This window comes from Streptomyces sp. NPDC030820 (assembly GCF_055572075.1).
In genome coordinates this window covers 188,641-210,951 of record NZ_JBVIEB010000007.1, presented here as the reverse complement: position 1 = coordinate 210,951, position 22,311 = coordinate 188,641, and the positions used below count along the sequence as shown (strand labels likewise).

The 22,311-nt window shown below is 73.1% G+C and carries 21 protein-coding genes; 6 read left to right on the top strand and 15 right to left on the bottom strand.

What is annotated here, in order from left to right; translation table 11 throughout:
- Nucleotides 1–66: 66 nt before the first annotated feature.
- Nucleotides 67–4,659, bottom strand: coding sequence for a cation-translocating P-type ATPase (locus tag ACZ418_RS21025; RefSeq protein ID WP_468364895.1), 4,593 nt, complete (start codon nt 4,657–4,659; stop codon nt 67–69).
- A 184-nt stretch (nt 4,660–4,843) separates the two neighbouring features.
- Between ACZ418_RS21025 and ACZ418_RS21020 the strand changes: the two genes are divergently transcribed.
- On the top strand, nt 4,844–5,239 hold the full coding sequence (locus tag ACZ418_RS21020; protein WP_468364893.1) for a hypothetical protein: 396 nt from the start codon (nt 4,844–4,846) through the stop codon (nt 5,237–5,239).
- An 86-nt stretch (nt 5,240–5,325) separates the two neighbouring features.
- Here ACZ418_RS21020 and ACZ418_RS21015 read toward each other — a convergent pair whose 3' ends face one another.
- The 7 genes from ACZ418_RS21015 to ACZ418_RS20985 form a co-directional block, all read right to left on the bottom strand.
- A complete protein-coding gene (locus ACZ418_RS21015; RefSeq protein WP_468364891.1) occupies nt 5,326–5,532 on the bottom strand; it encodes a hypothetical protein in 207 nt (68 codons plus the stop codon).
- Nucleotides 5,533–5,541: 9 nt separating this feature from the next.
- Complete coding sequence (locus ACZ418_RS21010; protein WP_468364889.1) at nt 5,542–6,900, bottom strand: type III PLP-dependent enzyme domain-containing protein; 1,359 nt, start codon at nt 6,898–6,900, stop codon at nt 5,542–5,544.
- A 256-nt stretch (nt 6,901–7,156) separates the two neighbouring features.
- Nucleotides 7,157–8,803 carry a helix-turn-helix domain-containing protein gene (locus ACZ418_RS21005; protein WP_468364886.1) on the bottom strand — a complete coding sequence of 549 codons (1,647 nt, stop codon included), beginning with the start codon at nt 8,801–8,803 and terminating at the stop codon, nt 7,157–7,159.
- Between the two features lie 185 nt (nt 8,804–8,988).
- On the bottom strand, nt 8,989–10,269 hold the full coding sequence (locus ACZ418_RS21000; protein ID WP_468364884.1) for an MDR family MFS transporter: 1,281 nt from the start codon (nt 10,267–10,269) through the stop codon (nt 8,989–8,991).
- A complete protein-coding gene (locus tag ACZ418_RS20995) occupies nt 10,266–11,396 on the bottom strand; it encodes a PLP-dependent cysteine synthase family protein (protein ID WP_468364882.1) in 1,131 nt (376 codons plus the stop codon). Before ACZ418_RS20995 ends, ACZ418_RS21000 begins: the two co-directional genes overlap by 4 nt.
- Before the next feature lie 124 nt (nt 11,397–11,520).
- Nucleotides 11,521–11,982: a hypothetical protein gene (locus tag ACZ418_RS20990; RefSeq protein WP_468364880.1), complete on the bottom strand. Its 462-nt coding sequence runs from the start codon at nt 11,980–11,982 to the stop codon at nt 11,521–11,523.
- 124 nt (nt 11,983–12,106) lie between these two features.
- Nucleotides 12,107–12,841: a polysaccharide deacetylase family protein gene (locus ACZ418_RS20985; protein ID WP_468364877.1), complete on the bottom strand. Its 735-nt coding sequence runs from the start codon at nt 12,839–12,841 to the stop codon at nt 12,107–12,109.
- Between the two features lie 67 nt (nt 12,842–12,908).
- On the opposite strand from ACZ418_RS20985, the gene ACZ418_RS20980 reads away from it, so the two are divergent.
- Entirely contained in the window at nt 12,909–13,292 is a 384-nt protein-coding gene (locus tag ACZ418_RS20980) for a hypothetical protein (protein ID WP_468364875.1), read from the top strand.
- A 176-nt stretch (nt 13,293–13,468) separates the two neighbouring features.
- Nucleotides 13,469–14,104, top strand: coding sequence for a DedA family protein (locus ACZ418_RS20975; RefSeq protein WP_468365481.1), 636 nt, complete (start codon nt 13,469–13,471; stop codon nt 14,102–14,104).
- A 137-nt stretch (nt 14,105–14,241) separates the two neighbouring features.
- On the opposite strand, the gene ACZ418_RS20970 is transcribed toward ACZ418_RS20975, so the two are convergent.
- Together ACZ418_RS20970 and ACZ418_RS20965 are read right to left on the bottom strand one after the other, a co-directional pair.
- Nucleotides 14,242–14,964, bottom strand: a complete 723-nt coding sequence (locus tag ACZ418_RS20970; protein ID WP_468364873.1) for a DUF2625 domain-containing protein — start codon at nt 14,962–14,964, stop codon at nt 14,242–14,244.
- Nucleotides 14,965–15,010: 46 nt separating this feature from the next.
- Nucleotides 15,011–15,499 carry a hypothetical protein gene (locus tag ACZ418_RS20965; protein ID WP_468364871.1) on the bottom strand — a complete coding sequence of 163 codons (489 nt, stop codon included), beginning with the start codon at nt 15,497–15,499 and terminating at the stop codon, nt 15,011–15,013.
- Nucleotides 15,500–15,575: 76 nt separating this feature from the next.
- On the opposite strand from ACZ418_RS20965, the gene ACZ418_RS20960 reads away from it, so the two are divergent.
- The 3 genes from ACZ418_RS20960 (at nt 15,576) to ACZ418_RS20950 (ending at nt 17,720) form a co-directional block, all read left to right on the top strand.
- Nucleotides 15,576–15,923 (top strand): VOC family protein, encoded by a 348-nt coding sequence (locus tag ACZ418_RS20960; protein WP_468364869.1) that lies wholly within the window; start codon nt 15,576–15,578, stop codon nt 15,921–15,923.
- Nucleotides 15,924–16,028: 105 nt separating this feature from the next.
- Nucleotides 16,029–16,388 carry a DUF779 domain-containing protein gene (locus ACZ418_RS20955; RefSeq protein ID WP_468364867.1) on the top strand — a complete coding sequence of 120 codons (360 nt, stop codon included), beginning with the start codon at nt 16,029–16,031 and terminating at the stop codon, nt 16,386–16,388.
- A 159-nt stretch (nt 16,389–16,547) separates the two neighbouring features.
- Nucleotides 16,548–17,720 carry a phosphodiester glycosidase family protein gene (locus ACZ418_RS20950; protein ID WP_468364865.1) on the top strand — a complete coding sequence of 391 codons (1,173 nt, stop codon included), beginning with the start codon at nt 16,548–16,550 and terminating at the stop codon, nt 17,718–17,720.
- A gap of 2 nt (nt 17,721–17,722) precedes the next feature.
- Here ACZ418_RS20950 and ACZ418_RS20945 read toward each other — a convergent pair whose 3' ends face one another.
- The 5 genes from ACZ418_RS20945 to ACZ418_RS20925 all read right to left on the bottom strand — a co-directional run bounded on the left by ACZ418_RS20945 (nt 17,723) and on the right by ACZ418_RS20925 (nt 22,268).
- On the bottom strand, nt 17,723–17,911 hold the full coding sequence (locus tag ACZ418_RS20945; protein ID WP_388632984.1) for a hypothetical protein: 189 nt from the start codon (nt 17,909–17,911) through the stop codon (nt 17,723–17,725).
- Nucleotides 17,912–18,020: 109 nt separating this feature from the next.
- Nucleotides 18,021–18,884 carry a phosphatidylinositol-specific phospholipase C/glycerophosphodiester phosphodiesterase family protein gene (locus tag ACZ418_RS20940; RefSeq protein ID WP_468364863.1) on the bottom strand — a complete coding sequence of 288 codons (864 nt, stop codon included), beginning with the start codon at nt 18,882–18,884 and terminating at the stop codon, nt 18,021–18,023.
- Between the two features lie 161 nt (nt 18,885–19,045).
- A complete protein-coding gene (locus ACZ418_RS20935; RefSeq protein ID WP_468364860.1) occupies nt 19,046–20,128 on the bottom strand; it encodes an acyl-CoA dehydrogenase family protein in 1,083 nt (360 codons plus the stop codon).
- Entirely contained in the window at nt 20,125–21,306 is a 1,182-nt protein-coding gene (locus ACZ418_RS20930; protein ID WP_468364858.1) for an acyl-CoA dehydrogenase family protein, read from the bottom strand. The genes ACZ418_RS20935 and ACZ418_RS20930 overlap by 4 nt, the downstream gene beginning before the upstream one ends.
- Nucleotides 21,303–22,268: an NADPH:quinone oxidoreductase family protein gene (locus ACZ418_RS20925; RefSeq protein WP_468364856.1), complete on the bottom strand. Its 966-nt coding sequence runs from the start codon at nt 22,266–22,268 to the stop codon at nt 21,303–21,305. Before ACZ418_RS20925 ends, ACZ418_RS20930 begins: the two co-directional genes overlap by 4 nt.
- Nucleotides 22,269–22,311: the final 43 nt, after the last annotated feature.

Here is a 22,311-nt window from a genome sequence, read left to right as displayed (position 1 = left end):
GTACTTTCGATGGATCCCAAGTGAACATACGGTGCCCTGGCCGGAACCCGTCCCGAAGGGGTGCCGTCACGGGCGGGGCGGCACGCCAGGCCCGGGTGCAAACCGGCTGAGGCGGGACAGCGCGCCGCTCAGCCAAGCGAGCGGGACCGCGGCGAGGGCGCCAGTGGCCGACGGCAGCGGCGCTGACTCCTTGTTCTCGTCGACGCCATCGGCCATGGAAGGGAGCCGGCCCGTGGCGGCCAGGCGGCACGAGAGCGGCTTCAGCGCCGGGTGGAGGAGGGTGGCGGTGGTGATGGCCGCCAGGACGATGCCCCAGCCGATGGGGCCGAGAGGTGTGGAGCCGAAGAACTGGCTGACGCCCGGGGTCTGAATGACGCCGACGAGCACGGCGGCCGATCCGAAAGTGGCGGCGAGCACCTGGCGGTCCGCGCCACCACTGGTGAGTGTCTGAGCGAGCTGGGTTCCCACCACGGCGGCCAGCGCGGCGGTCGCGGCGCGGCGTTGGGTGCCGGTGAAACGGGCGGCCGTCCAGGCCAGCCCCGCGCCGAGGGCGGTGGTGAGCCCGCGTTGCAGCATCTCCTCGGTCAGTGCGGTGCCCAGCGACTGGTGGGGGCCTTCCTGGAGCAGCTGTTCCCCGGTGCTCTCGGCCGGAGTGCGTACGGCGATGGAGAGCGCGGGGGCGAGGTCGGTGAGGAGGTTGACCAACATGATCTGCCGGGCGCTCAACGGTGAACTGCCGGCCAGCGCGGAGGCGACGACGCTGAAGGTGACCTCTCCGAGGTTGCCGCCGATCAGGATGGCCAGCGCGGTCCGGACGGAGGTCCACATCGCCCGGCCTTCGGTCAGGGCGGTGACGATCGTCTCCAGACGGTCGTCACCGATGACCAGATCGGCCGCGGCCGTGGCCGCGGGGGTGCCACGCCGCCCCAGGGCGATGCCGACGTCGGCGAGGCGGATGGCGGGGGCGTCGTTGGCGCCGTCGCCGGTCATCGCCACGACCCGGCCCAGCCGCTGGAGTGCCTCGACGATGCGGACCTTGTGGCGCGGAGTGCACCGGGCGACCACACTCACCGTCGGTAGCAGCGCGTCGAGTGCGTCGTCGTCGAGTTCGTCCAGCTCCGGCCCGGTGCACACGGTCTGGTCCGGGTCGCCGGTGACCGAGGCCGCGATGGCCTCGGCGGTGGCGGCATGGTCCCCGGTGAGCAGAAGCGTGTGCACCCCGGCCGCGCGCAGCTGGGCGGTGGCCGGCGCCGCCCCGGGGCGCACCGGGTCGGCGAGCACGAGGAAACCGGTGAAGACCAGGTCCTGCACCGTGTCATCGGCAAGTTCCTCGCCGGGACGCAGGGTTCGTTCGGCGATGGCGAGGACGCGGCGGCCGGCCGCGGCGAGCTCCTCGGTCGCCAGGGTGAGCGCCTTGTGCCCGGCGTCGTCCAGCACGGTCTCCGCCCCGTTCAGGCGTCTGCGGCCGCAGCGGGCCAGCACCGTCTCGGGTGCGCCCTTGACGCTGAGCAGGGTGGAGCCTGCGGTGCGGCCCGTCGTGGCGTGGTAGGCGCGGGACGGGTCGAAGGGCAAGGTGCCGGTGCGCCGCCAGCGGGGCGCACCGCGGCCGGGCGACACCCGTGCCCGGCGGGCCCCCTCGTCCACCGCCCGGTCGGTCTGGTGGGCCAGGGGTTCGGATTCCCGGGCAGCGGGGGTGGCACGGAGCGCCGCGGCCAGGACCGCCTTGTGCCCTGGACCGAGCCGGTCGAGGGGGAGGGTCCGCTCCCCGTCACCGACGGCGACGAGCCGGAGATGGCCTTCGGTGAGGGTGCCGGTCTTGTCGAAGCACAGCACATCGGCCCGGCCCAGCGCCTCGATCGTGCGCGGATTGCGCACCAGCGCGCCGTGCTCGGCCAAACGCCGCGCGGAGGCCAGCTGGGCCGCGTTGACCAGAAAGGGCAGCCCCTCGGGGACCGAGGCGACGGCCAGGTTGACCGCAGAAGTCAGGCTCTCCGCCAGCGGGCGCCCGTGCAGCAGCCCGGCCCCGGCCACCGCTGCCGCGGAGGCCGCCGCCACGGGCAGACTGGCCCTGGTCAGCGACGACAACCGTGCCTCGACACCGGTCACCGGTGCCGACTCCCGCGCACTGGCCATGGTGCGCCCGACCTCGGTGGCTGCCCCGGTGGCCACGACCACGGCGACCGCCTTGCCGGCCGAGACGGTGGTGCCCTCGTAGAGCATCGAGCGGCGGCCGGTGAGCTGCGCGGCGACCACCGGAGCCGGGTCCTTGGGCACGGGCAGGGACTCGCCGGTCAGTGACGACTCGTCGACCTCCAGTCCCTCGGCCTCCAGCAGGCGGCAGTCGGCGGGCACCACGTCCTCGGGCCCGAGCAGGACGACGTCCCCCGGCACCAGTTCCTCGGCGGTGACCAGCCGTACCCCTCCCCCGCGTCGCACCCGTGCCCCGACCGCGGAGCGGGCGGTCAACTCGGCGAGAGCGCGCTCGGTCCTCACCCGCTGAACTCCGCCGACCAGCGCCGAGGCCCCGGTGATCAAGGCGACCAGCGCTGCGTCCGCCCTGGATCCCACGGCGGCCGCCAGGGCCGCCCCGCCGGCGAGAACGGGGGTCAGCGGGTTGGCCAGCTCTTCGATGAACGCCGACGGCAGGGTGGTCTGCGGTGCGGCGGCTTGCCACGGACTCTTGGCCCGTGCAGCCACCTCCTTCTCCGTCAGCCCGTCGCTGCTGGAGCGCAGGCGGTCCAGGACCCGCGCGGGTGGCATCAGATGCCAGGGCACGGTCTCCACGGACGGAGTGACGGGGCGCGAGCACAGCTGCCGGGCGCGCCAGGCCCCCAGGCAGAAGGCGATCCCCCCGGCGGTGTTGCACGCAGTCTGTCCCCGCGAGCAGGCCTCGGCGGCCGGTGCCCGCAGCGCCGCGACCGCGCCGATGCCGCTGCCGCCGGCGGCCAGCAGCGCACTGTCCCGGTCGACCTGGCGGGCCACGCCGACTCCGGTGAGGATCAGCGCGACCGTGTCCAGGTCGGTTCCGACGAGCAGGTGTGCGCCCCAGGCGGGCGGCTCCCCCTCTGCGTGGACCCCGATGCCGCAGTCGGACGCCCCCAGGGCACGGCGGTTCCCCGACACCAGCAGCACCACAGCGCCGTCCGCCTGCAACGCGCGCACCGACGCCACCAGGTGGCCGCCCGCGGGCACCATCGCGTCGACGAATCCGAGCTCCGGACAGGGCTGGTCGCCGGCGAGGACCACACGGAGACCCGAACGGCGGGCTGCCGCCGCCAGAGCCTGGGCGCCCGGAAGTGTCTGCATCACCACCCCCGCCACGGCAACCAGGCGGCGCCGGACGGCCAGGCCCAGTACCCGTTCACTGCCCCGGTGCCGCAGCCTTTCCGCGGCCCGGCGCCCGGTGCGGCCGGTCAGATCCAGGTCCTCCAGCGGGCCGAGCACCCAGCCTTCGCCGTCGCGGTGGACCTGCGCCGACGCGGCCGGGTCGAACAGGGTGAAGAGCCGGTCGGACACCTGCTCGGGTCCGGCGCCGTCGAGCAGCACCAGTTCGGTCAGCTCGTAGCGGCGGCTGCGCAGCACGTCCGCGTCCAGGAGCACGGTGTCCACCTGCCCCAGGCGGCGCAGCGCGCTGCGGTCCATGGCCACGGCGCCACGCAAGGCGAGGTACCGGCCCAGGCTGGTGGCGAAGCCTTCCCGTCCGGCGTGCGGCGCCTTCGGCATGCTGGACAAGGCCACCGCGAGCGCGCGCCGCGGCCCCGCGTACGGCACGGTCAGGGCGCCCACGGCCATGCCGGCCCCCATGGCCTGTCTGGCATAGCGCACCGTCACGTCCTCGTGGGCCTGCGGCCGTTCCACCACGATCGGCTCGGCCTGCGCATGCTCCGGCCCCGGCACCAGCCGCGGCTCGGCCCGGGACCATGCCTCGAGGGCCGCGTTCGCCTCCCGCCACTGCGCCACGCGCTGCACGACGTCGAGCACCAGCCCTCCGCCGCGCGTGGTCACGCCCTGGATCACCGCGTTCAGTACCGGCAGCACGGGCTCCGTGCGCTCATGCCCGGTGAGTGCCGATGTCGCCAGTCTGCGCAGCCACGGTTGGCTCACGGCAGCACTGGCCAGCGCCCCCACCTCCGCCGGCAGCGGCGTCCACGGCGACAGGCGCGTGGCCGCCGTGAGCAGGAGCCCGGCGATGTCCGCGGCCAGGACCGGAACCGCCGACCGCCGGCGCGGACCCTCGCACGGATGGTGCGGTTGGGGGCACGGTTCGTCGAACGCTCCCGGCTCGGTGGGAGCGGCGGCCTCATGGGCCTCCGACCGGGCGATGATCTCGATCAGCTCCCGCTGTGGCGGTGGCGGTGCGGCCAGCTCCACGACGACCCGCTCCGCCGCGGCATTCACTCGCGCCCACAGCACACCGGGATGTTCCTCGAGTGCGCGCTCGATGCTCCGGCCCACCCCCATCCCGCGGGGACCCCCGACCCCCCGCACCTCGATGTGGCAGCGCCCCGGACGGGACCACGCGTCCCGGCGCTCCAGTCCGAGCAGCATGGCGGCCACATCCGCGGCCGCGCGCGCACCGGCGGTCACCCGGCCCCCCACGCTCCTGGTGAGCGGCGCCGAGAGCGGCAGCGGCAGACGCACGTCTGACAGCAGCGACATCCGCTTTGCCACCTCCGGAGCAGGCCGATCCCTCGTCCTTTGCGCTCATCCTCACCCGCCCCGGCCCCACCCGCCCGGCGGGCTGATCCGAACGGCGTCCTGTGGCTCGCAGGGGCATGTGCCCGCCGGTAGCGTTTGCCGTGCTGGGGGGCCGAAGTCCAGGACCCACGAACGGATATGAACCGTGACCACCCCGAAGACCGCTGGGAAACGCCCGAGCACGCGGGCCACAGAGCCGTCGCGCCCCGCCCCCCGGACCAAGGCGACGCGGCGGTCCGACGCCGAGCCGGCCACGAAACGACCGCAGAAGACCTCCGCCGCGGTGTCGGGCGGACGGACGATCACCATCACCCTGCCGGCGCTCGGCGAGGCGGCCACCAGGGTGGTGACCGCTGCGACGGTCCCCCTGGCCACCGCCCGCCGTCTGCTGCCCGCCAAAGGCGGCCTGCCCCTGTACGCCGGCCTTGGTGTTCTGGCGGTCGCGGGCGCCCTGGAATGGCCGGTCGCGGTGGGCGCCGGCATCGGCTACGCCGTCCTGCGGTCCAACGGCCTGCTCACACGGCCCGAACCCACCGGGTGAGGTGCCGCGCGGCACCTCATATGATCCTCAGTCACCGCGGTCCTGGCACCAGTCGCACACCGGGCCGATTCTCAGCGCCCGTCCCCTTAGCCGATGATCTCCTTGAAGAACAGCACGGCCGTGGCTGCGGTGCCGCAGCCGAGACTCACGGCGACCGGCCACACGTCGCCGGCCAGGGCTGACAGCACGGTGGCGCCGACACCGGCCAGCGCGGCCAGCAGGAACACGATCGCCGCACGCTGGGTCAGGAGCGGCCCGTCCCCCTCGGGCCGCTCGCGTTCGCTCCGGCTCACGCTCGCCACCTACCGGGCGTCGCGGGCCGGCACGGCCACCGGTTCGAGGTCCGCCACGACCACGCCGTCGTGCCCGGGCACGTCCCACGGATCCTCGGCAGGACGCAGGAGCGTGAACCGGATCCGGCCGTCCGCGTCGACCCGGACGCCGTGCACCGCGGGTTCGGGAAGGCTGTTGTAGTGGAACGGCGTCGAGAAGTAGTAGGCGCCGGTGTCCGGTACGACGACGAGGTCGCCGGGCTCGAGCAGCGGCAGCGCGCGGTCGCCGGCCAGCAGGTCCCCGGCGAAGCAGGCGGGACCCGCGACGTCCTGGCGCACGAGCGGCCCCCGCTTGGCTCGGCCGGACGCGTCATGCGCCTCGATCCGCAGTGGCCAGGCGTCCGGCGCGAACACGGTCCGGGTGGCGACCTGGACACCGGCGTGGGTGAGGGCGATCGGCCGGTCACCGGAGGTCTTGGTGTACTCGACGTACGCGGCCATGAACCCGTTCTTCGCCAGCACGGATCGCCCGAACTCGGTGACGATCCGGTAGCGGCGGTCAGCGAAGAGCCGGGGCACTGACGCCTTCAGCTGCTCGGCATACGCGGCGAACGACGGCGTGACCTCATCACCGGCGAAGTTCACCGGGAGCCCGCCGCCGATGTCGATGCCGACAATCCGGCCGGCTCCGTACCTCGCGTCCACCTGCTCGGCGAACCCGACCGCCTGCGCCACCCCCTCCGCGATCAGAGGGAGCGGGCAGCCCTGCGAGCCGGTGTGCGCGTGCACCCAGGTCAGCCACGGGTGCTCGCCGAACGCCCGCACCAGCCGCTCGCGGCTGCCCGGGTCCGCCAGCGGCACACCGAACTTGGAGGTGCTCGTGGCCGTGCTCATCGCGGCGATGCTGCCACCACCCACCTGCGGGTTCACCCGCACCCCGATCTGCGAGCGGGAAGGGCGGCGTCCGAGGATCCGGTCGATCCGCTCCAGCTCCTGGAAGCTGTCCACGTTGACGGCCACCCCGAGCGCCAGCGCCCGCCGAAGCTCGTCGTTCGTCTTGGCGGGCGAGTCGAACACGATCCGCTCGGGCCGGAATCCGGCCGCCAGCGCCCGGGCCAGCTCCCCGGCGGTGGCGACCTCGCAGCCCATACCGAGACCGTTCAGCTCCCTCAGCACCGGCACCAGGCAGTTGGCCTTCGCGGCGAAGGCGTGCAGGGCGCCGGGCGAGTCGGCGAAGGCGTTGTACAGGTCCGAAACGGTCGCGGCGACACCGTCGAGGTCGACGAACGCGACGAGCCGGGACGCCTCGGGGTCCAACAGCCCCTGCTGCACGGCCTGCTGGAGGATGCGTTCGCGCCGTGCGGCGGCGGAGGAGGACACAGCGGTCATGACGAGCCTTCCGGAGTCGGTCACGGAGTCCGGGCGGGGCCCGGCTGATGTCCAGGCTGCTCGTCGCGCACCGGCCGTGTCTTCGTCGCGTCGGCAGGAACAGGGCCGCCGCCACGGCGGCCGGGCCGGTCGATCGCACGTTCCGGGCCGCGTCGTTGTGCGTGCTCACGAAAGGGGCGCCCCACGATGGTGCGCGCACACGAAGGCGGCGTCCGCAGTGGTGCACGCGCGCACGGGTGGCAGCGGGGCGCCGCCTTCACTCCTTCCCCGTGCCGTGCTCCTGCAGCCGTAACTCCAGCTGAGCCAGCAGACGTGCGTCCGCACTGCCCAGGTCGAGCCCGCAGACCTCGGTGATCCGGCGCAGCCGGTAGCGCAGGCTGTTGGGGTGGATTGCGAGCGCACGAGAGGCGGCGGCCACGTCACCGAAGTGGTCCAGGTAGGCGCGCAGCGTCTCCACCAGTCGCCCACCGCTCTCCGCGTCGTGCGCGGCCAGCCGCGCCACCGACGTCCCCCGCGCCAACGCCACGTCCCGCAGTGCCTCCAGGACCTGCATGACGCCGACCGTGTCCGCGACGTCCGCGGTCCGGCCAACGGCACGCGGCCCCCGGGCGTACGTCAAGGCCCGTAGGGCCAGCTCGGCCGACCGGCGGGACTCGGCCGCCCGCGCCAGCCCTGGCACCACCTCGCCGAGCCCCACGCGCAGTTGCGTGCCGGTGGCCGCCGAGGCCCGCGCGACCAGCGAGGTGCCCAGCCGCTCCACCTCGCTGTCGGCCCGCTCCGGGTCGGGGTCGAGCGAGCTGACCAGCACCAGCAGCCGGCCGCCCGCCGGTACCACCACGGCCCGGTGCCCGAACGCGGCGCAGTGCAGCCCGAGCAACGCGTGCCACCGGGACGGGTCGCCGTCCGTGGCCGCAGCGGCCACGGCCAGGGCGGCGCACGGCGCCTGGGCCGTCAGCGCGGCCCGCTCCGCCAGCACCTCGGGCGATCCGCGGCCCTCCAGCAGAGCGCGCGCCGCGTCCTCCACCAATCGGCTGTCCGCACCGCGGGTGCGATGGTGAAGCAGGTGCCCGGCGGCAGTCCGGGCAGCCGCGCGCAGCACCTCGGACGCGTCCGGGGCCAGGGGCCGGCCCATGACCGCGGCCACCCACAAAGACCCCAGGACCTCACCGCCCGCCCGCACGGCGCACACCAGGCGCTCGGGATCCTCCCCCTGGGCCCGTCGGTACAGGACGTCGTCCGTCCCCCACAGGGCGGCGAAGAACCCCGCCTCCCGCATCGCCGACACGCGCCAGGGCGGCACACGGCGGCCGAGGATGGTCAGCCGGCGGATGTCGTCCACATCCTCCTCGGTCGAGGAGTACGCCAGCACGCGTGACTCGGTGTCCTCGACGGTCACCGCGCCACCGACGAGCGCGGCCACCGCGTCGGCGAGCCCGTTGAGGTCACCCGGGGCCAGGTCCGGGGCGGCGGGCAGCGGCGGCACCCCGGCCGAGGCGAGCCCGGCCCGCAGCACACCGACCAGCTGGGCCCAGGAGCACCAGGGGGTGCGGAACAGCACCGCCGTACCGGTCTCCCCGGCGGCCGAGCGCAGCGCCTCCGCGGCCCCACCGCGTCGGTCCGGCCCGAACACCACACCCGCGGCGCCGGCCTCACCGGCCCGGCGCAGCACGTCCACCGCATGGGCCGAGTCCGCGTCCACACCGACGGCGAGCAGCAGTTCGCGCGGCCGGACACCGGGGTCCAACGCATCAAGTACGGCGACACCCGTGACGGCCGCCGAGAGTCCGCCGGGTGCCGTGTCCAGTTCCACGGCGCCGGAGCCGACGACGGACAGCAACTGCTCCAAGGTCACCCGTAACTCGGCGGCGGCGCTCCACCCCGAGGACGCCCGAAGATCCGGCACGGTCCCCCCTTTCCCGCGCGCGTCCGCGCACGGACCGGCACACGCTGTCGGGAGGTACGACACCACACACCAGGTCTGCGCTCAACAGCGCACGCAGGCACGGGCAGGGGAACGGGCGCCCGTGCCCACCGCTACCCACACTGCGCCACGCCCTTGGTCCGAGGGCGACCGGGTGGGGCGTCAGATCACGGGACCACCGCCAACGGTTCCGGCTCCGGCCGGGGGTTCAGGCGGCCGGATCGTGCGAGCAGCGCGACACAGCCGGCGCAGAGCGCACCCGTCGACGCCAGCACCCACCACGTCAGCTCCGGGTGACCGAGGCGATGGGAGGCGTCCCACACCGCGCCTGTCGTCAGGTTCCCCACGGTGATGCCGAGCCCCGAGACGGTGTTGTAGAGCCCGTAGTGCGTGGCGACGAGCCGGCCGCCGGCGAGCGAGACGACGGTGTCCATCTCGAACGGGTACACCACGGCCGTGCCCAGCCCGAGCAGGGCCACCGCGGTGAACAGCGGCACCAGCGCCAGGGTCCGGTCCAGGAGGCCGGACCTGCTGCCCACCACCATGTCCGTCAGCACCAGGGGCAAGAAGGCCGCGCCCATGACAGCGATGCCGTAGACGATCGCACGCTGCGGGTGCCAGCGGCCCCGGGCCCATGCGGTGATCCTCAGCTGTCCGGCCACGGCCACGGCGGCGGACACCGCGAACAGAGCCGTGGTCACCGCGTCGCCGCTGCCCGGCGCCACCCGGTGAGCCTGGAGCGGCAGCGCCAGATAGACCTGGAAGGACAGGACGTAGGAGCCGATCATGGCCAGCGAGAACAGCAGGAAGGGACGGTTGCGGACGACGGTGCGCCAGTTGGCGAGCACTCCGCCCGGTTCGTCCGACGCGGTGGCCCTGCGGCCGGGCAGGAAGCGCAGCTGGACGACCGTCAGGGCGAGGAACAGCGTCGCCGCCACCGAGCAGACCAGCCGGAAGTCGGTGGCCAGCAGTGCCAGCCCGACGAGGGGGCCGACGAACATGCCGGCCTGGTAGAAGACATTGAAGGCGGCGAACGCCTCGAGCCGCCGCTCCCCCGCTTCCTGGGCGAGATAGGCCCGTACGGCGGGGTTGAACAGCGCCCCCGCGAATCCGGTCGCGGCCGAGGCCACGACGAGTGCGGGCAGGGCGTCGACGAAACCGAGGAGGCCGAAACCGGCGGTGCGCAGCAGGCACCCGGCGATGATCGTGGGCTTGTAGCCGAGCCGGTCGGCGAGCGTGCCGCCGACGAGGAACATGCCCTGCTGGGTGAAGTTGCGCACCCCCAGCACCAGGCCGACCGCCCAGGCGGCCATGCCCAGTCCGTCCGCCAGATGCACGGCCAGGTAGGGCATGAGCATGTAGAAGCCGGTGTTGATGGTGAACTGCTGGACCATCAACAGCCGGACGCACCCGTTGAAGGAGCGGAACTGCGTGACGAGGAGCCTCATCGGGCGACTCCCTCCGGCACCGTGACGTTCGTGCACCGGGTCCACCGCTCGACCACCCGGTCACCGCTGTGCGCGATCTCGTCCGGGTCGGCTGCCGGCCGGCTCCCCAGCAGGTCACGGGCGCGGCAGTAGTCGTCGCTGTAGACGGTGTTCCAGTAGCGGTGCACACCGTCGGGGAAGATCGCCACGATGCGGGTGTGCTCCGGCTGCGTACGGGCGATCCAGTTCGCCACGAGGGCGACCGCTCCCACGCTCCAGCCGCCGCTGGCGTAGTGGCCGCGGGCCAACCGGCGGCAGGTCCACACTGCCTCGCCGGGGCTCACCCAGTGCGCCTCGTCGAAGGCCGCGTGGTCGACGTTCCCGGGATGGATGCTGCTGCCCAGACCGCGCATGAGGCGCGGGCCGGCAGGCTGGCCGAACACGGTGGAGTGCACCGAGTCGACGCCGACGAGCCTCAGCTGCGGGTTGAACGTCCGCAGCGTGCGGGCGATGCCGGCCGAGTGGCCGCCGGTGCCGACGGCGGCCACCAGGACGTCGACCCGGCCGAGCTGGACGATCAGTTCGAGGGCGAGGGCGGCGTACGCGGCAACGTTGTCGGGGTTGTTGTACTGGTCGGGGCACCAGGCCGCGGGGGTGCGCGCGAGCAGTGCGCGGACCCGCTGCCGGCGCGCCTCCTGCCAGCCGCCCACCGGGTGCGGCTCGGTGACCGCCTCGACACGCGCCCCGAGCGCGCCCAGCTGGTGCACCATCAGCGGCTCCATGCCGGGGTCGGTGACCAGGGTGACCGGATGACCGTAGGTGATGCCGGCCAGGGCGAGACCGAGGCCGAGCGTGCCGCTGGTGGACTCGATCACGGGTGCGCCCGGTGCGAGATCGCCGCGCTTGCGGGCGGCGGCGACCATGTTGAGGGCCGCGCGGTCCTTGAGGCCGCCGGGGTTGGCGCTCTCCAGCTTGGCCCAGAAGCCGCGTCCGGGCGGATTGAAGGGCTCGCCCACCCACAGGACGGGGGTGTTGCCGACCATGCCCGCAGGCGACCGGCGCGGGGCTCCGGCCGGTTCGGGGAGTTCGTGCGCTGCGAGGAAGGAGCTGATGTCGCGCGAGGAGATGCCGCGCAGAGCTGTGCTCATGGAGTCGTCCTTCTGCGGCCCGTGGTTGCCATGGACCGTCGTGTGTGCCGTACGGAGCATGCGCAGAGCCCGGCGGCGTGGCACTTCCGGGGGTCACCCTCGGGGCACGGCCGGGGCGGCTCTGTCAGGTACGGCTGACGCAGACGAGGCGCAGCAGGTGCAGTCCGCCGGAATGCGGCGGGGGTTCTGGGCCCGACCTGCCCGGCGGTGCGCCGGGCAGCAGAAGGTCGCCCGCGCGGCCGGCCCGTGCGAGGACGAGCAGCAGCATCGCCAGGATCAGGGCCGCCGAGGGTCCCCGCAGGTCGGCCGGCCGGTCGGCCGGGTCGCAGCAGGCGGTGCCGTGGCCGGGGTGTTCGCCGGCGTCGTGGTCCGCGGAACAGGCCGCAGCGTCGGATCCGAGCGGCGGGACGCGGACGCTCGGCGCCGCACTCGTCATCGCCATGGTCTCCGCCACGGTATGCGAGTGGGCGTCAGCGTGGTGCAGGGCGCAGGAGACGACGTGGGCCATGAGCATCAGCGCCAGGCCCACGAGGAGAGCAAGGGCCGGCGAACGCCTCTCCAGACGGCCGGCCGATTCCTGCGGCATGCGAAAGATCGTAGGCAGCTCGACACGGTATGGCAGCTTTCGGCGACGTTCGGGTGAATTCTCGGAGTTCCTGGTGAGGCGGAACCCGAACTGGCCACCGCACTGTGTCCGCGTCCGACCCCGGCTAGGGCCGGTAGACCATCCCCGGCTGGGCCTTGGCCGGGGCGAGCAGCTGCGACACCGTGACGATCGTGTAGCCGCGCTGTTCGAGCGCCTTGAGGATCCCCGGGACGGCGGGCACGGTGCCCTTGTGCAGGTCGTGCAGCAGGATGATGCCGTCGCGGTGAGTCTGGTCGAGCACCCGCTTGGTGATCAGGGCCGAGTCGGTCGTCTCGTAGTCCTTGGCCGTGACGCTCCACAGCACCTGTGCGAGGCCCAACTCCTTGCAGATCTTGGCCACCTCACGATTGGTGCGGCCCTGCGGCGGACGCATGAGGGTGGGCCTGCTGCCGGTGATCTTCTCGATGGCGTCCTGCGTGCGGGTCAGCTCCTGACGGGCGTCGTCCGTGTCGATCTGCGTGAGGATCTTGTGGTTCCAGGTGTGGTTGCCGATTTCGTGCCCCTCGTCCGAGATACGGCGGAGGATCTCGGGGTACTTCCCGATGTGCCCCTCGCCCTGCACGAAGAACGTCGCGTGCAGATGCTCCCGCTTCAGGATGTCCAGCAGCCTGGGCGTCGTCGGGCTGGGGCCACCGTCGAAGGTGAGGGCCACGCACTTCGCCTTGCGGCAGTCGACCGCTCCGGCCGCCACCGATCCCGATGCCTTGTCCCGGGCGGCGCGCGGCGACGTGTGATCGTACGTCGTGATCGTCAGGGCGATCGTCACCGCGACGATCAGGACGACGGTCACGGCCGTCACGAGAGCGAGGATTATGCGCGACCGCCGCCTTCGATACCAGGGCACGGGAAGCCTTTCACTGGATCAGGTGAATACCGACGTGCTTAGTGACGGGTTTTCCGATCCTTTGGTTCATCAGCCGGCAAGGTTGCACGGGGCGGGCGACGCGCTGAGGAAGACGCTGGAGGACGCCGCCGGCCACAACCCGGCCATCGAGATCAACGACCAGCAGGCATCCGGGACGACTTCAGCAGCACGATCAGCTCGGCGCTTGGGGGGCGTCGACACGGTGGCCATGTCGGTCGCGGAACGCCGTCGCGAGATCGGCGTGCTGCGGGCGATCGGCATGGACCGCGGAGGCGTCAAGCGCATGGTCCAGCACGACTCTGGCATCGGGACATGTGGCGGTGGTGTACGCCGGCCGGGCCCACGACGACCCGGGTCGGTTGCCGTGTGCGGGCGGCCGGCGTAGCGGCGCACGACCCCGCCGGGGACCCGACGGGGCCCGGCGATCCGCTGCTCGGCCCGCCGGGCCGCCCAGGGGAACGGAGCGGAGCGGGTCAGCGGCGCCGGGGCGGGCGTTTTCGCAGTGGCCGGGCGATGCTTATGAGCGAGCAGCCCTGCGAGCAGGCCGGGAGGCGCGGCCAGGTGATAGCCGTCAATCCGCTGAACAGTGCCTCGGTGCTGGCCGCCTTCGGCGCGATCGGCGTCCTGGCGGTGATCTTCGCGGAGTCCGGTCTGCTGGTCGTCGGCTTCGTCCTGCCCGGTGACACCCTGCTGTTCCCGGCCGGTGTGCTGTGCGCCGGCAGTGCGGATCAGCCGCCCCGGCTGGCGTTGTGGCAGGTGCTGCTGTGCGCGGCGGTCGGGGCGGTGGCGGGCGGGCAGGTCGGGTATCTGATCGGGCGGCACGGCGGACGGGCGCTGCTGGCCCGCACCTCCAGCGGGCGGGTGAAGGCGGCGGCCGCCCGCGCCGAGGAGCTGCTGGCCCGCTACGGCTACGGGAAGGCGCTGGTCATCGGCCGGTTCGTGCCGTTACTGCGGACGGTGCTGCACCCCGTGGCCGGTGTGCTCGGGGTACCTGTGCGGACCTTCACCCTCTGGCAGACCGTGGGCGGGGTGCTGTGGTCGCAGCTGCTCGTCCTCGCCGGTTACACCCTCGGTACGTCGGTCCCGCATATCGACGACTATCTGCTGCCGCTGGTCGCCGTGGTCGTCGCCCTGTCGATGCTGCCGCTCCTGTTCGAGGCCCGCCGGGCCCGCCGCGAAGGGCGTGCCCGCCGCTGAGCGCTCCGCTGAGAGTGCCACGCTGTCCCGTCCAGATCGGTGTCGGCCACCCTCGGCGGATCGTCGGGCAGGACCGTGAACGTCCCGCACCGAGCCCTTCTGGTACACGGACGGGCCTGATCGTGTCCTCCGCGGGCTCACACCTCGCCGAGGAAGCCGGGGTCGGCCGGGCCCAGCTGCCGGGCGGAGTCGGCGGCCATGCCGAGGACTTCCCGCATCGGCACCGCACGCCGGGTGGTCGCGTCGAGATCCTCGTGCGCTTCCTTGGTCCACAGGGGCGGAAAGACGGCGATGCCCTGATCGAGGTCGAGGGCCGCCGCCTCCTCGCGCCGGCCCGGCCGGCGCAGCCCGTCGTAGAACGTCTCCAGCCGACCGGACAGCAGCCACCACACCCAGGCGGAGTGCCCCATGTCCAGCGCCTCCCACTCCAGGGTGTCGGGCGCGAAGTACGTCATCTGTCCGGGCGCGCCGGGGCGGCCGGCGCGGGCCGGGTCGTGGCCGTTGAGGCAGAACACGCCGCCGAGCACGTCGTGGCCGACGACGAGCCCGTCCGCCGGGTACCAGCCGGGGTCGGGCTGCTCGGGGAAGGCGTTGACCCGGCCGAGGCTCGGCAGCCCGCTCGCGGCCGAGCCCGCGCCGTACACCCGTACCCATCCCTCGTCCAGGAGGAGCCCGCCGCAGTGCAGGGTCAGCGCGCCGAGCACCGAGCGCGCGGTGACCTGGAGCTGCAGCAGACAGCGGCGGCCCTCGTCGGGATCGGCGGGCAGGACCCGGACGGGTACGGCGCTCGCGGCGAAGGCCTGCCGGAGTTCCGGCCAGGCGGGATCGTTCACCTGGACCAGTTCGTCGATCTCTCGCATCCGAGGATGCTCTCAGGCCGGGTCCGGCGACCCGGCACCGGGCACATCAACGGGGCTTGCGGCGCTTGCGGTTCGGGCGGCGGGGGCGGTGGACCGTGTCCATCTCCCCTATCCCGGCGCGGACATGGGCCGGATCGCCGGGCCGGGAACTCCCGGCGCACCACCAGGACGCGCGTCCGGCGTCCTCGGTCACGTGCATCCCGAGCCCGTGCAGGGTGCACACGGGCCAGGCCTGCCACAGGCGCTCCATGACCGTCTCCTGCGCGGCCTCGGCCACGACCCGGAGGGCTCCGGCGGCGGAACCGGCCGGCCACAGGGGGTTGCCGTGCGAGTAGCCGTCCGCGAAGGCGACGTGGCACCGCTCCGCCTCGTCGTCCTCCGCGAAGCCCGGGTACGCGACGAGACGCAGCGGCTGCTGCTCGGGCAGGGTCACGGCCAGGTCCCGGTTGACGGCGGCCAGCGCCTCGTCCCAGAGCGGATGTTCGCCGGCCGTGACGAAGCGCGGCTCGGGCAGGCCGAAGGGCGAAGGATGCATGGGCCCATCCTCTCAGCCGGTCACAGGGCTACTCTGGCGTCTCCCGCACCAGCCGACCGACCAGCGGAGCCGCGAGATGCCTGTACGCCGTGTGGTGCCCGTTCTCCAGTCGACCGCGCTGCCGCAGAGCGCCGCGTTCTATGGGGTGCTGGGGTTGGAGGAGGTCATGAACCACGGCTGGATCATGACGCTGGCCTCCGCCGAGAACCCGGCCGTGCAGCTCAGCCTGATGACCGAGGACCGCACCGCACCCGTCGCCCCGGACCTGAGCATCGAGGTCGAGGACGTCGACGCGGCTTACGCGGCGATGCGGGACCGCGGCGCGGAGATCGTGCACCCGCTGACGGACGAGGAGTGGGGCGTGCGACGGTTCTTCGTGCGCGATCCGGGCGGCCGGGTGGTGAACGTGCTCAGCCATCGCTGACCCCGGCCGGGCGGGCCGACGAGGCGTTCTGGACGGGCCGGTGACGATCCGTGAGACTGGGCCGGGTCCCACGTTCCGCGCCCCGGCCCTTCAGGAGGGTGACCCATGGATGAGGAAGCCCCGCGCGTCGAACTCACTCCCGAGGCCGCGGACCTGGTGCGGCGGCTGCACACCGAGCACGGTCCGCTGATGTTCCACCAGTCCGGCGGCTGCTGCGACGGCAGCGCGCCCATGTGCTATCCGGACGGCGAGTTCCGCACCGGCGGCTCTGACGTGCTGCTGGCGGAGCTGACGGTCGACGGTGTCGCCGAGCCCGTCACCTTCTGGATGTCCCGGAGCCAGTACGAGGCCTGGAGCCACACCCGGCTGATCGTGGACGTGGTACCCGGACGGGGCAGCGGCTTCTCGCTGGAAGCACCCGAGGGGGTGCGTTTTCTCACCCGTTCTCGCGTAGTCGACGCCTAGTCGGCCCGGCGGTCGCCGCCCTCTGGTCCACTGCCCCGTAACCGTACGACGACCCGTACGGCACGGACAGTTGACGAGACATCAGGGGGCACGGTGATCAGACGTCACAGGCGTTCGGCAGCGGGCAGAGCGGTTCTCACGGTTGTCACGGCGTTCGGCGTGCTGGCCGGTGCGGCCCTGGCGGGGGCGGCACCGGCCGGTGCCGTCCCGGACGGCAAGCGGATCGCGCCCGGTGTCACCTACCGGCAGTTCGACGTCGACGCGGCCGCGGGCCCGGCACACGCCCATCTGCTCACGGTCGACCTGGCCGATCCGCACGTCCGCGTGGACCTGCTGTACCCCGGCGCGGTGGCGGCCCGGGCCACCGTCTCCCGGATGGCGGACTCGGCCGGGGCGGTCGCGGGGGTCAACGGTGACTTCTTCAACATCACCGAGACCCAGCACCCGGGCGTGGCGGCCACCGGCGCGAGCGTGGGACCGGCGATCGCGGACGGGCAGGTGCTCAAGGCGGCGGTGCCGATGGGCCAGCGCTTCGGGCCAGCGCTGCCGCCGGGCACGAGCACACGGGACGTCTTCGGTGTGGGCATCGACCGGCGGGCCCGGCTGGACCGCCTGTCCCTCGCCGGCAGCGTGGACACGCCGGACGGCACGTTCCCGCTGAAGGGCCTCAACCAGTACGCGCTCCCGGAGAACTCCGTCGGCGCCTTCACCGCACGGTGGGGCAGCGTCTCCCGGATGCGTGCCGTGTGCGGCACCGACACCCAGCGGTCGGCGCCGTGCAGCACCGACACCTACGAGGTGAGGGTGCGGGGCGGCCGGGTGGTCTCCGCCTCCGACAGCCCGGGCAGCGGGCCGATCCCGGCGGGCACCACGGTCCTGGTGGGCCGCGAGGAGGGTGCGCGGCGGCTGCGCAAGCTCTCCGTCGGGGATGCCGTGAGCGTGACGCACAGGCTGGTGGCGGCCTCGTCCGGGGTGCCGTACGCCTTCGCGATCGGCGGCTTCCCGGTCGTCGAGAACGGCGAGGCGCTGTCCGGCCTGGACAACACCACCTCGGCGGTGCGCACGGTCGTGGGCTTCAAGGGCGGCGGACGGCGACTGCTGATCCTGGCGCTCGACGGAGCCGCCGAGTACCGCACCGGTATGACGGTCGCGGAGGAGGCCGACACCATGCGCTCGCTGGGTGCGTCCACCGCGTTCAACCTCGACGGCGGCGGCTCGACAGAGCTCGTCACCCGCGACGACGGGGCGAGCGCCGTGACGGTCCGCAACCACCCGAGCGGCGGCGCCGAGCGCCCTGTCGCCAACGGCATCGGGGTCTTCTCGGCCGGCTGATCTCAGGGCCGCAGACCACTCACCAGGTCGGCCGTCGTCATGAGCCCGCTGTGGATGGTGGGCGCCATGCTCGTGCCGGCCAGGAAGAAGCCGAGCAGCATGCAGACCAGAGCGTGGGAGATCTTCAGCGAGCAGTTGCGAATGAAGATCACGGCCAGGATCAGGAGCAGCACGACCGCAGAGACGGGAATGACCACCAGGAACCTCCTCCGCCACGCCCCTTGAGTGGCGTTTCGGCCGCAAGTGTGGCGTAGCGGAGGGTTCGTCCGGGCGGCTGACGCGTCCCCCAAACGGGTGATGTTATGCGGCGGGGCGGGCGTCGAGGAAGTTCTCCAGGCCCGCCAGGTCGTCGGTGTTGAGGTAGTCGACACCGGCGGCGAGCAGTTCCGTCCACAGGGCGTCGCGGGCGGGGCCCGCGACGTCCGGGGTGGCCCAGAACCGCACCTGCTGCCCGCGCGCGTGCGCGGCGGTGGTGATGCTCCGCAGCTTCTGCCGCTCGGCGTCGGGGAACGCGCCCGCGCCCGACCAGGTGAAGTTCTGCGACCAGTTGTCGCTGATCAGCGAGATGAAGGTGGCCGGGGCGGTGCCGCCGAGGTCGGTGAGCCGGCCGTCGTAGAAGGCGCGCCGCTCGTCCTGCGCCTGCATGGGGATGCGGGCGGCGCGGTCGCCGGAGATGACGGCGGTGACCGGCCCGGGGTGCACGCGGCCGTGCGCGTACCGGGTGAACAGGTGCGGGTAGCGGCGCAGATGGCGGTCGAGCTCGAGGTACGTCGAGGAGCCCTCGGTCTTGATGTCGATCAGAAGCTGCAGCGGCCTGCGCCAACCCCGGTACACCGAGCCGTGATTGGCCCGGACCCGGGCGGCGAGCGGGTCGAGGTAGAGGGATTCGAGGGTGCGGGAGGGGTCCAGCTCGGAGCTGTCGTGCCCGATCAGGAGCTGGTCACCGACGAGGAAGATGTCGGCCTCGACGCTGTTGAAGCGGTGGTCGAGCGCGTCGAACAGCGGCCGGGGATGCTCGTAGTCGTTGTGGGCGTGTGCGTTCCACAGCGGGTGCGGACCGCGCTGTGCGGGGCCCGCCCAGACCTGCGAGGCGGGCAGGGCGACCGCGCCGGCGAGGGCGGCGCCGAGGGTGGTGAGGGCTCTGCGACGGGTGGTGAGGGCCATGCTCTGCCTCCCTTGAGGTGCCGGATGGGACCGAAGGGAGTATGCGTGGCCGCGCCGTCGAAGAGGCCTTGTCCCGCGGGGAGTTGGCGCGTTGTTCACTTCTGCGGAGCATGCGCACGGAAAAGCCCGCCCCAGGTGGGGCGGGCTTCACACGGGTTGTGTCAGGGTGCCTGGAGGTCGACCAGTTCGGCCAGCGCCTCCCGGTGGGCACCGGTCGTGCCGTAGGCGATCGAGTCCGCCTTGGCCCGCTTCAGATACAGGTGGATCGGGTGTTCCCAGGTCATCCCGATGCCGCCGTGCAGCTGCAGCGCCTCCTCGGCGGCGTGGACGGCGACCGGGGCGGCGTAGGCCTGGGCGACGGCGACCGACACATCCGTGTCCGTGCCGGAGGCCAGCGCGTCGGCCGCGGCACGCGCGGCCGCCCGTAGGTTGACGACCTCCAGCCACAGCTGCGCGAGCCGGTGCTTGAGCGCCTGGAAGCCACCGACCGGCCGGTTGAACTGCTTGCGCTCCTTGAGATAGCGCACGGTCTCGGTCAACGCCCAGTCGGCGACGCCGAGTTGCTCGGCGGCGAGCAGTCCGGCGGCGGCGCGCAGGGCGCGTCGTACGGCGGGTTCGGCGGCGCCGATACGACGGCCGGACGCGCCCTCCAGCCGTACCGTCGCCAGCGGCCGGGTCAGGTCGAAGGAGATCTGCGGGGTGACGGTCGCGGCGTCCGCGGCCACGGCGTACAGGCCGCCGTCCTCGGCCGGGACGAGCAGGACGTCGGCGACGGCCGCGTCGGCGATGCCGGTCAGCTCCCCGTGCAGAGTGCCGTTTTCCAGTCGCACGGCCTTGAACGCGGCGCCCGGAGCCGAGTGCAGGCCGACCGCGAGGGCGCCGATGGTGCGCCCGGAGGCCAGCTGTGCCAGCAGTTCCTCGTCACCGCAGGCCAGCAGGGCCTCGGTGGCGACGACGGCGCTGGTGAGGTACGGCACGGGAGCGACCGCTCGCCCCAGCTCCTCCAGGACGACGGCGACTTCGCGGGCGGAGGCGCCCTGGCCGCCCTGTTCCTCGGGCACCAGGAGCCCGGCCAGGCCCATGCCTTCGGCGAGGGACTTCCACAGGGCGAGGTCGTGCGGGGTGTCCGACTCGGTGCGGGCGATGACGTCCGCCGGCGGGCAGTGGTCCGTGAGGAGGTCGCGGACGGCGGCGCGCAGCGCCTCTTCCTCCTCGGAGTACAGCAGGTCCGGCGCTTTTGTCATCGGGCCAGGTCCTTCCATGCGACGTCCTTGTCGGTGCGCGGCTCGGCGGGCAGGCCGAGGACCCGCTCGGCGACGATGTTCAACAGGACCTCGCTGGTCCCGCCCTCGATGCTGTTGCCCTTGGAGCGCAGATAGCGGTAGCCGGCGTCGCGGCCGGTGAAGTCGACCAGCTCGGGACGGCGCATGGTCCAGTCGTCGTACAGCAGGCCCTCCTCGCCACGGAGTTCGACCTCCAGGCCGCTGATCTCCTGGTTGAGGCGGGCGAAGGCGAGCTTCATGCCGGAGCCCTCGTAGCCGGGCTGGCCGGCGACGAGCTGCTGGCGCAGGCGTTCGGCGGTGAGCCGGGAGACCTCGGCCTCGACCCACAGCTTCAGCAGGCGCTGGTGCAGTTCGTGGGTGCGCAGCTCGGGACGCTCGCGCCAGGTCCTGGCGACCGGGCCGATCATGCCGCCCTCGCGGGGCAGCCGCATGCCGCCGATGGCCACGCGTTCGTTGTTGAGCGTGGTCTGGGCGACCCGCCAGCCGTTGCCGACCTCGCCGAGCCGGCAGGCGTCCGGGATGCGGACGTCGGTGAGGAAGACCTCGTTGAACTCGGCCTCGCCGGTGATCTGGCGCAGCGGCCGGACCTCGACGCCGGGGTCGGTCATGTCGCAGAGGAAGTAGGTGATGCCGGCGTGCTTGGGCGCGCTCGGGTCGGTGCGGGCGATGAGGATGGCCCAGCGGGCGTTGTGCGCGCCGGACGTCCACACCTTCTGCCCGTTGACGACCCAGGTGTCGCCTTCCCGCACGGCCCGGGTGCCGAGGGCGGCCAGGTCGGAGCCGGCGCCGGGCTCGCTGAACAGCTGGCACCAGACCTCCTCCCCCGTCCACAGCGGCCGCAGATAGCGCTGCTTCTGCTCCTCCGTGCCGTACTTCAGGATGGTCGGCGCGGCCATGCCGAGCCCGATGCCGTTGCGGCGCGAGTCGTTGTCGGGGGCGCCCGCGGCCTCCAGCTCGGCGTCCACGACGGCCTGGAGGTGGCGGGGCGCGCCCAGTCCGCCGAGGCCCTCCGGGTAGTGCACCCAGGCGAGGCCGGCGTCGAAGCGGGCCCTGAGGAAGTCCAGGCGGTCGGTGCTCGCCGGGGGATGCTGGGTCAGCAACTCCCGTGTGCGGCGGCGCAGTTCTTCGGCGTCGGTCATGCTGCTCCCTCCATCACGACGGCGATCCGGCCGATGGAGCGACCGTCCGCCACCTTCTGCACGGCCGCGGCCGCCTCGCTCAGCGGCACCCGCTCGCTCACCAGTGGCCTGATCGCGCCCCGGGCGGCCAGCTCGGTCAGTTCCTCGTGGCAGCGCAGGATGAGCTTCGGGTTCTTGGTGGCGTACAGGCCCCAGTGCAGGCCGAGGATCGAGTAGTTCTTCACCAGCGCGTGGTTGAGGGCCGGGCTGGGGATGGTGCCGCTCGCGAAGCCGACCACGACGATCCGGCCCTCGAAGGCGACGAGCTTGGCGGACTGGGCGTAGGCCTCGCCGCCCACGGGGTCGTAGATCACGTCGGCGCCCCGGCCGCCGGTGGCCTCCTTCACGGCCGCGATCACGTCCTCGGAGCGGCGGTCGACCACCACGTCACAGCCCAGCTCGCGGGCCACGGCGGCCTTGTCCGCGCCGCCGACGACTCCGATCACGGTGGCCCCGGCCGCCTTGCCCAGCTGGACGGCGGCGCTGCCGACTCCTCCGGCGGCGGCGTGCACCAGCAGGGTCTCGCCCGCCTCCAGGCGGGCCCGGCGGTGCAGGCCGAACCAGCCGGTCTGGTAGCCGATGTGCAGCGCGGCGGCCTCGGCGTCGTCCAGCGCCTCGGGCGCGGGCAGCAGGGCACGGGCGTCGGCGAGGGCGTATTCGGCGAAGCCGCCGTAGGGCAGCGCGGGGTTGGCGATCACCCGGCGGCCGTCCTCGGTCTCGCCGCAGATCTCCACGCCGGGCGTGAACGGCAGCGGCGGGCGTGCCTGGTACTGCCCCCGGCACAGCAGCGCGTCCGGGAAGTTGATGTTGGCGGCACGCACGCGCAAGCGCACCTGGCCGTCGCCCGGCGTGGGCGGCTCCACCTGCGTCAGGCGCATCACCTCACTCGGCTCGCCGTTCTCGTGCACTTGCCATGCCTGCATGCGGGGCCTCCAGGGACTGCTTCGTCTGACCGGGTCCGATCGC

Coding starts and splice junctions, on each gene's coding strand:
- ACZ418_RS20925 (WP_468364856.1), bottom strand. CDS start 22,268: ATGCAGGCATGGCAAGTGCACGAGAACGGCGAGCCGAGTGAGGTGATG.
- ACZ418_RS20995 (WP_468364882.1), bottom strand. CDS start 11,396: ATGAGCACAGCTCTGCGCGGCATCTCCTCGCGCGACATCAGCTCCTTC.
- ACZ418_RS20965 (WP_468364871.1), bottom strand. CDS start 15,499: ATGCATCCTTCGCCCTTCGGCCTGCCCGAGCCGCGCTTCGTCACGGCC.
- ACZ418_RS20955 (WP_468364867.1), top strand. CDS start 16,029: ATGGATGAGGAAGCCCCGCGCGTCGAACTCACTCCCGAGGCCGCGGAC.
- ACZ418_RS20990 (WP_468364880.1), bottom strand. CDS start 11,982: ATGCCGCAGGAATCGGCCGGCCGTCTGGAGAGGCGTTCGCCGGCCCTT.
- ACZ418_RS20970 (WP_468364873.1), bottom strand. CDS start 14,964: ATGCGAGAGATCGACGAACTGGTCCAGGTGAACGATCCCGCCTGGCCG.
- ACZ418_RS21025 (WP_468364895.1), bottom strand. CDS start 4,659: ATGTCGCTGCTGTCAGACGTGCGTCTGCCGCTGCCGCTCTCGGCGCCG.
- ACZ418_RS20935 (WP_468364860.1), bottom strand. CDS start 20,128: ATGACAAAAGCGCCGGACCTGCTGTACTCCGAGGAGGAAGAGGCGCTG.
- ACZ418_RS20960 (WP_468364869.1), top strand. CDS start 15,576: ATGCCTGTACGCCGTGTGGTGCCCGTTCTCCAGTCGACCGCGCTGCCG.
- ACZ418_RS20940 (WP_468364863.1), bottom strand. CDS start 18,884: ATGGCCCTCACCACCCGTCGCAGAGCCCTCACCACCCTCGGCGCCGCC.
- ACZ418_RS20930 (WP_468364858.1), bottom strand. CDS start 21,306: ATGACCGACGCCGAAGAACTGCGCCGCCGCACACGGGAGTTGCTGACC.
- ACZ418_RS21010 (WP_468364889.1), bottom strand. CDS start 6,900: ATGACCGCTGTGTCCTCCTCCGCCGCCGCACGGCGCGAACGCATCCTC.
- ACZ418_RS21000 (WP_468364884.1), bottom strand. CDS start 10,269: ATGAGGCTCCTCGTCACGCAGTTCCGCTCCTTCAACGGGTGCGTCCGG.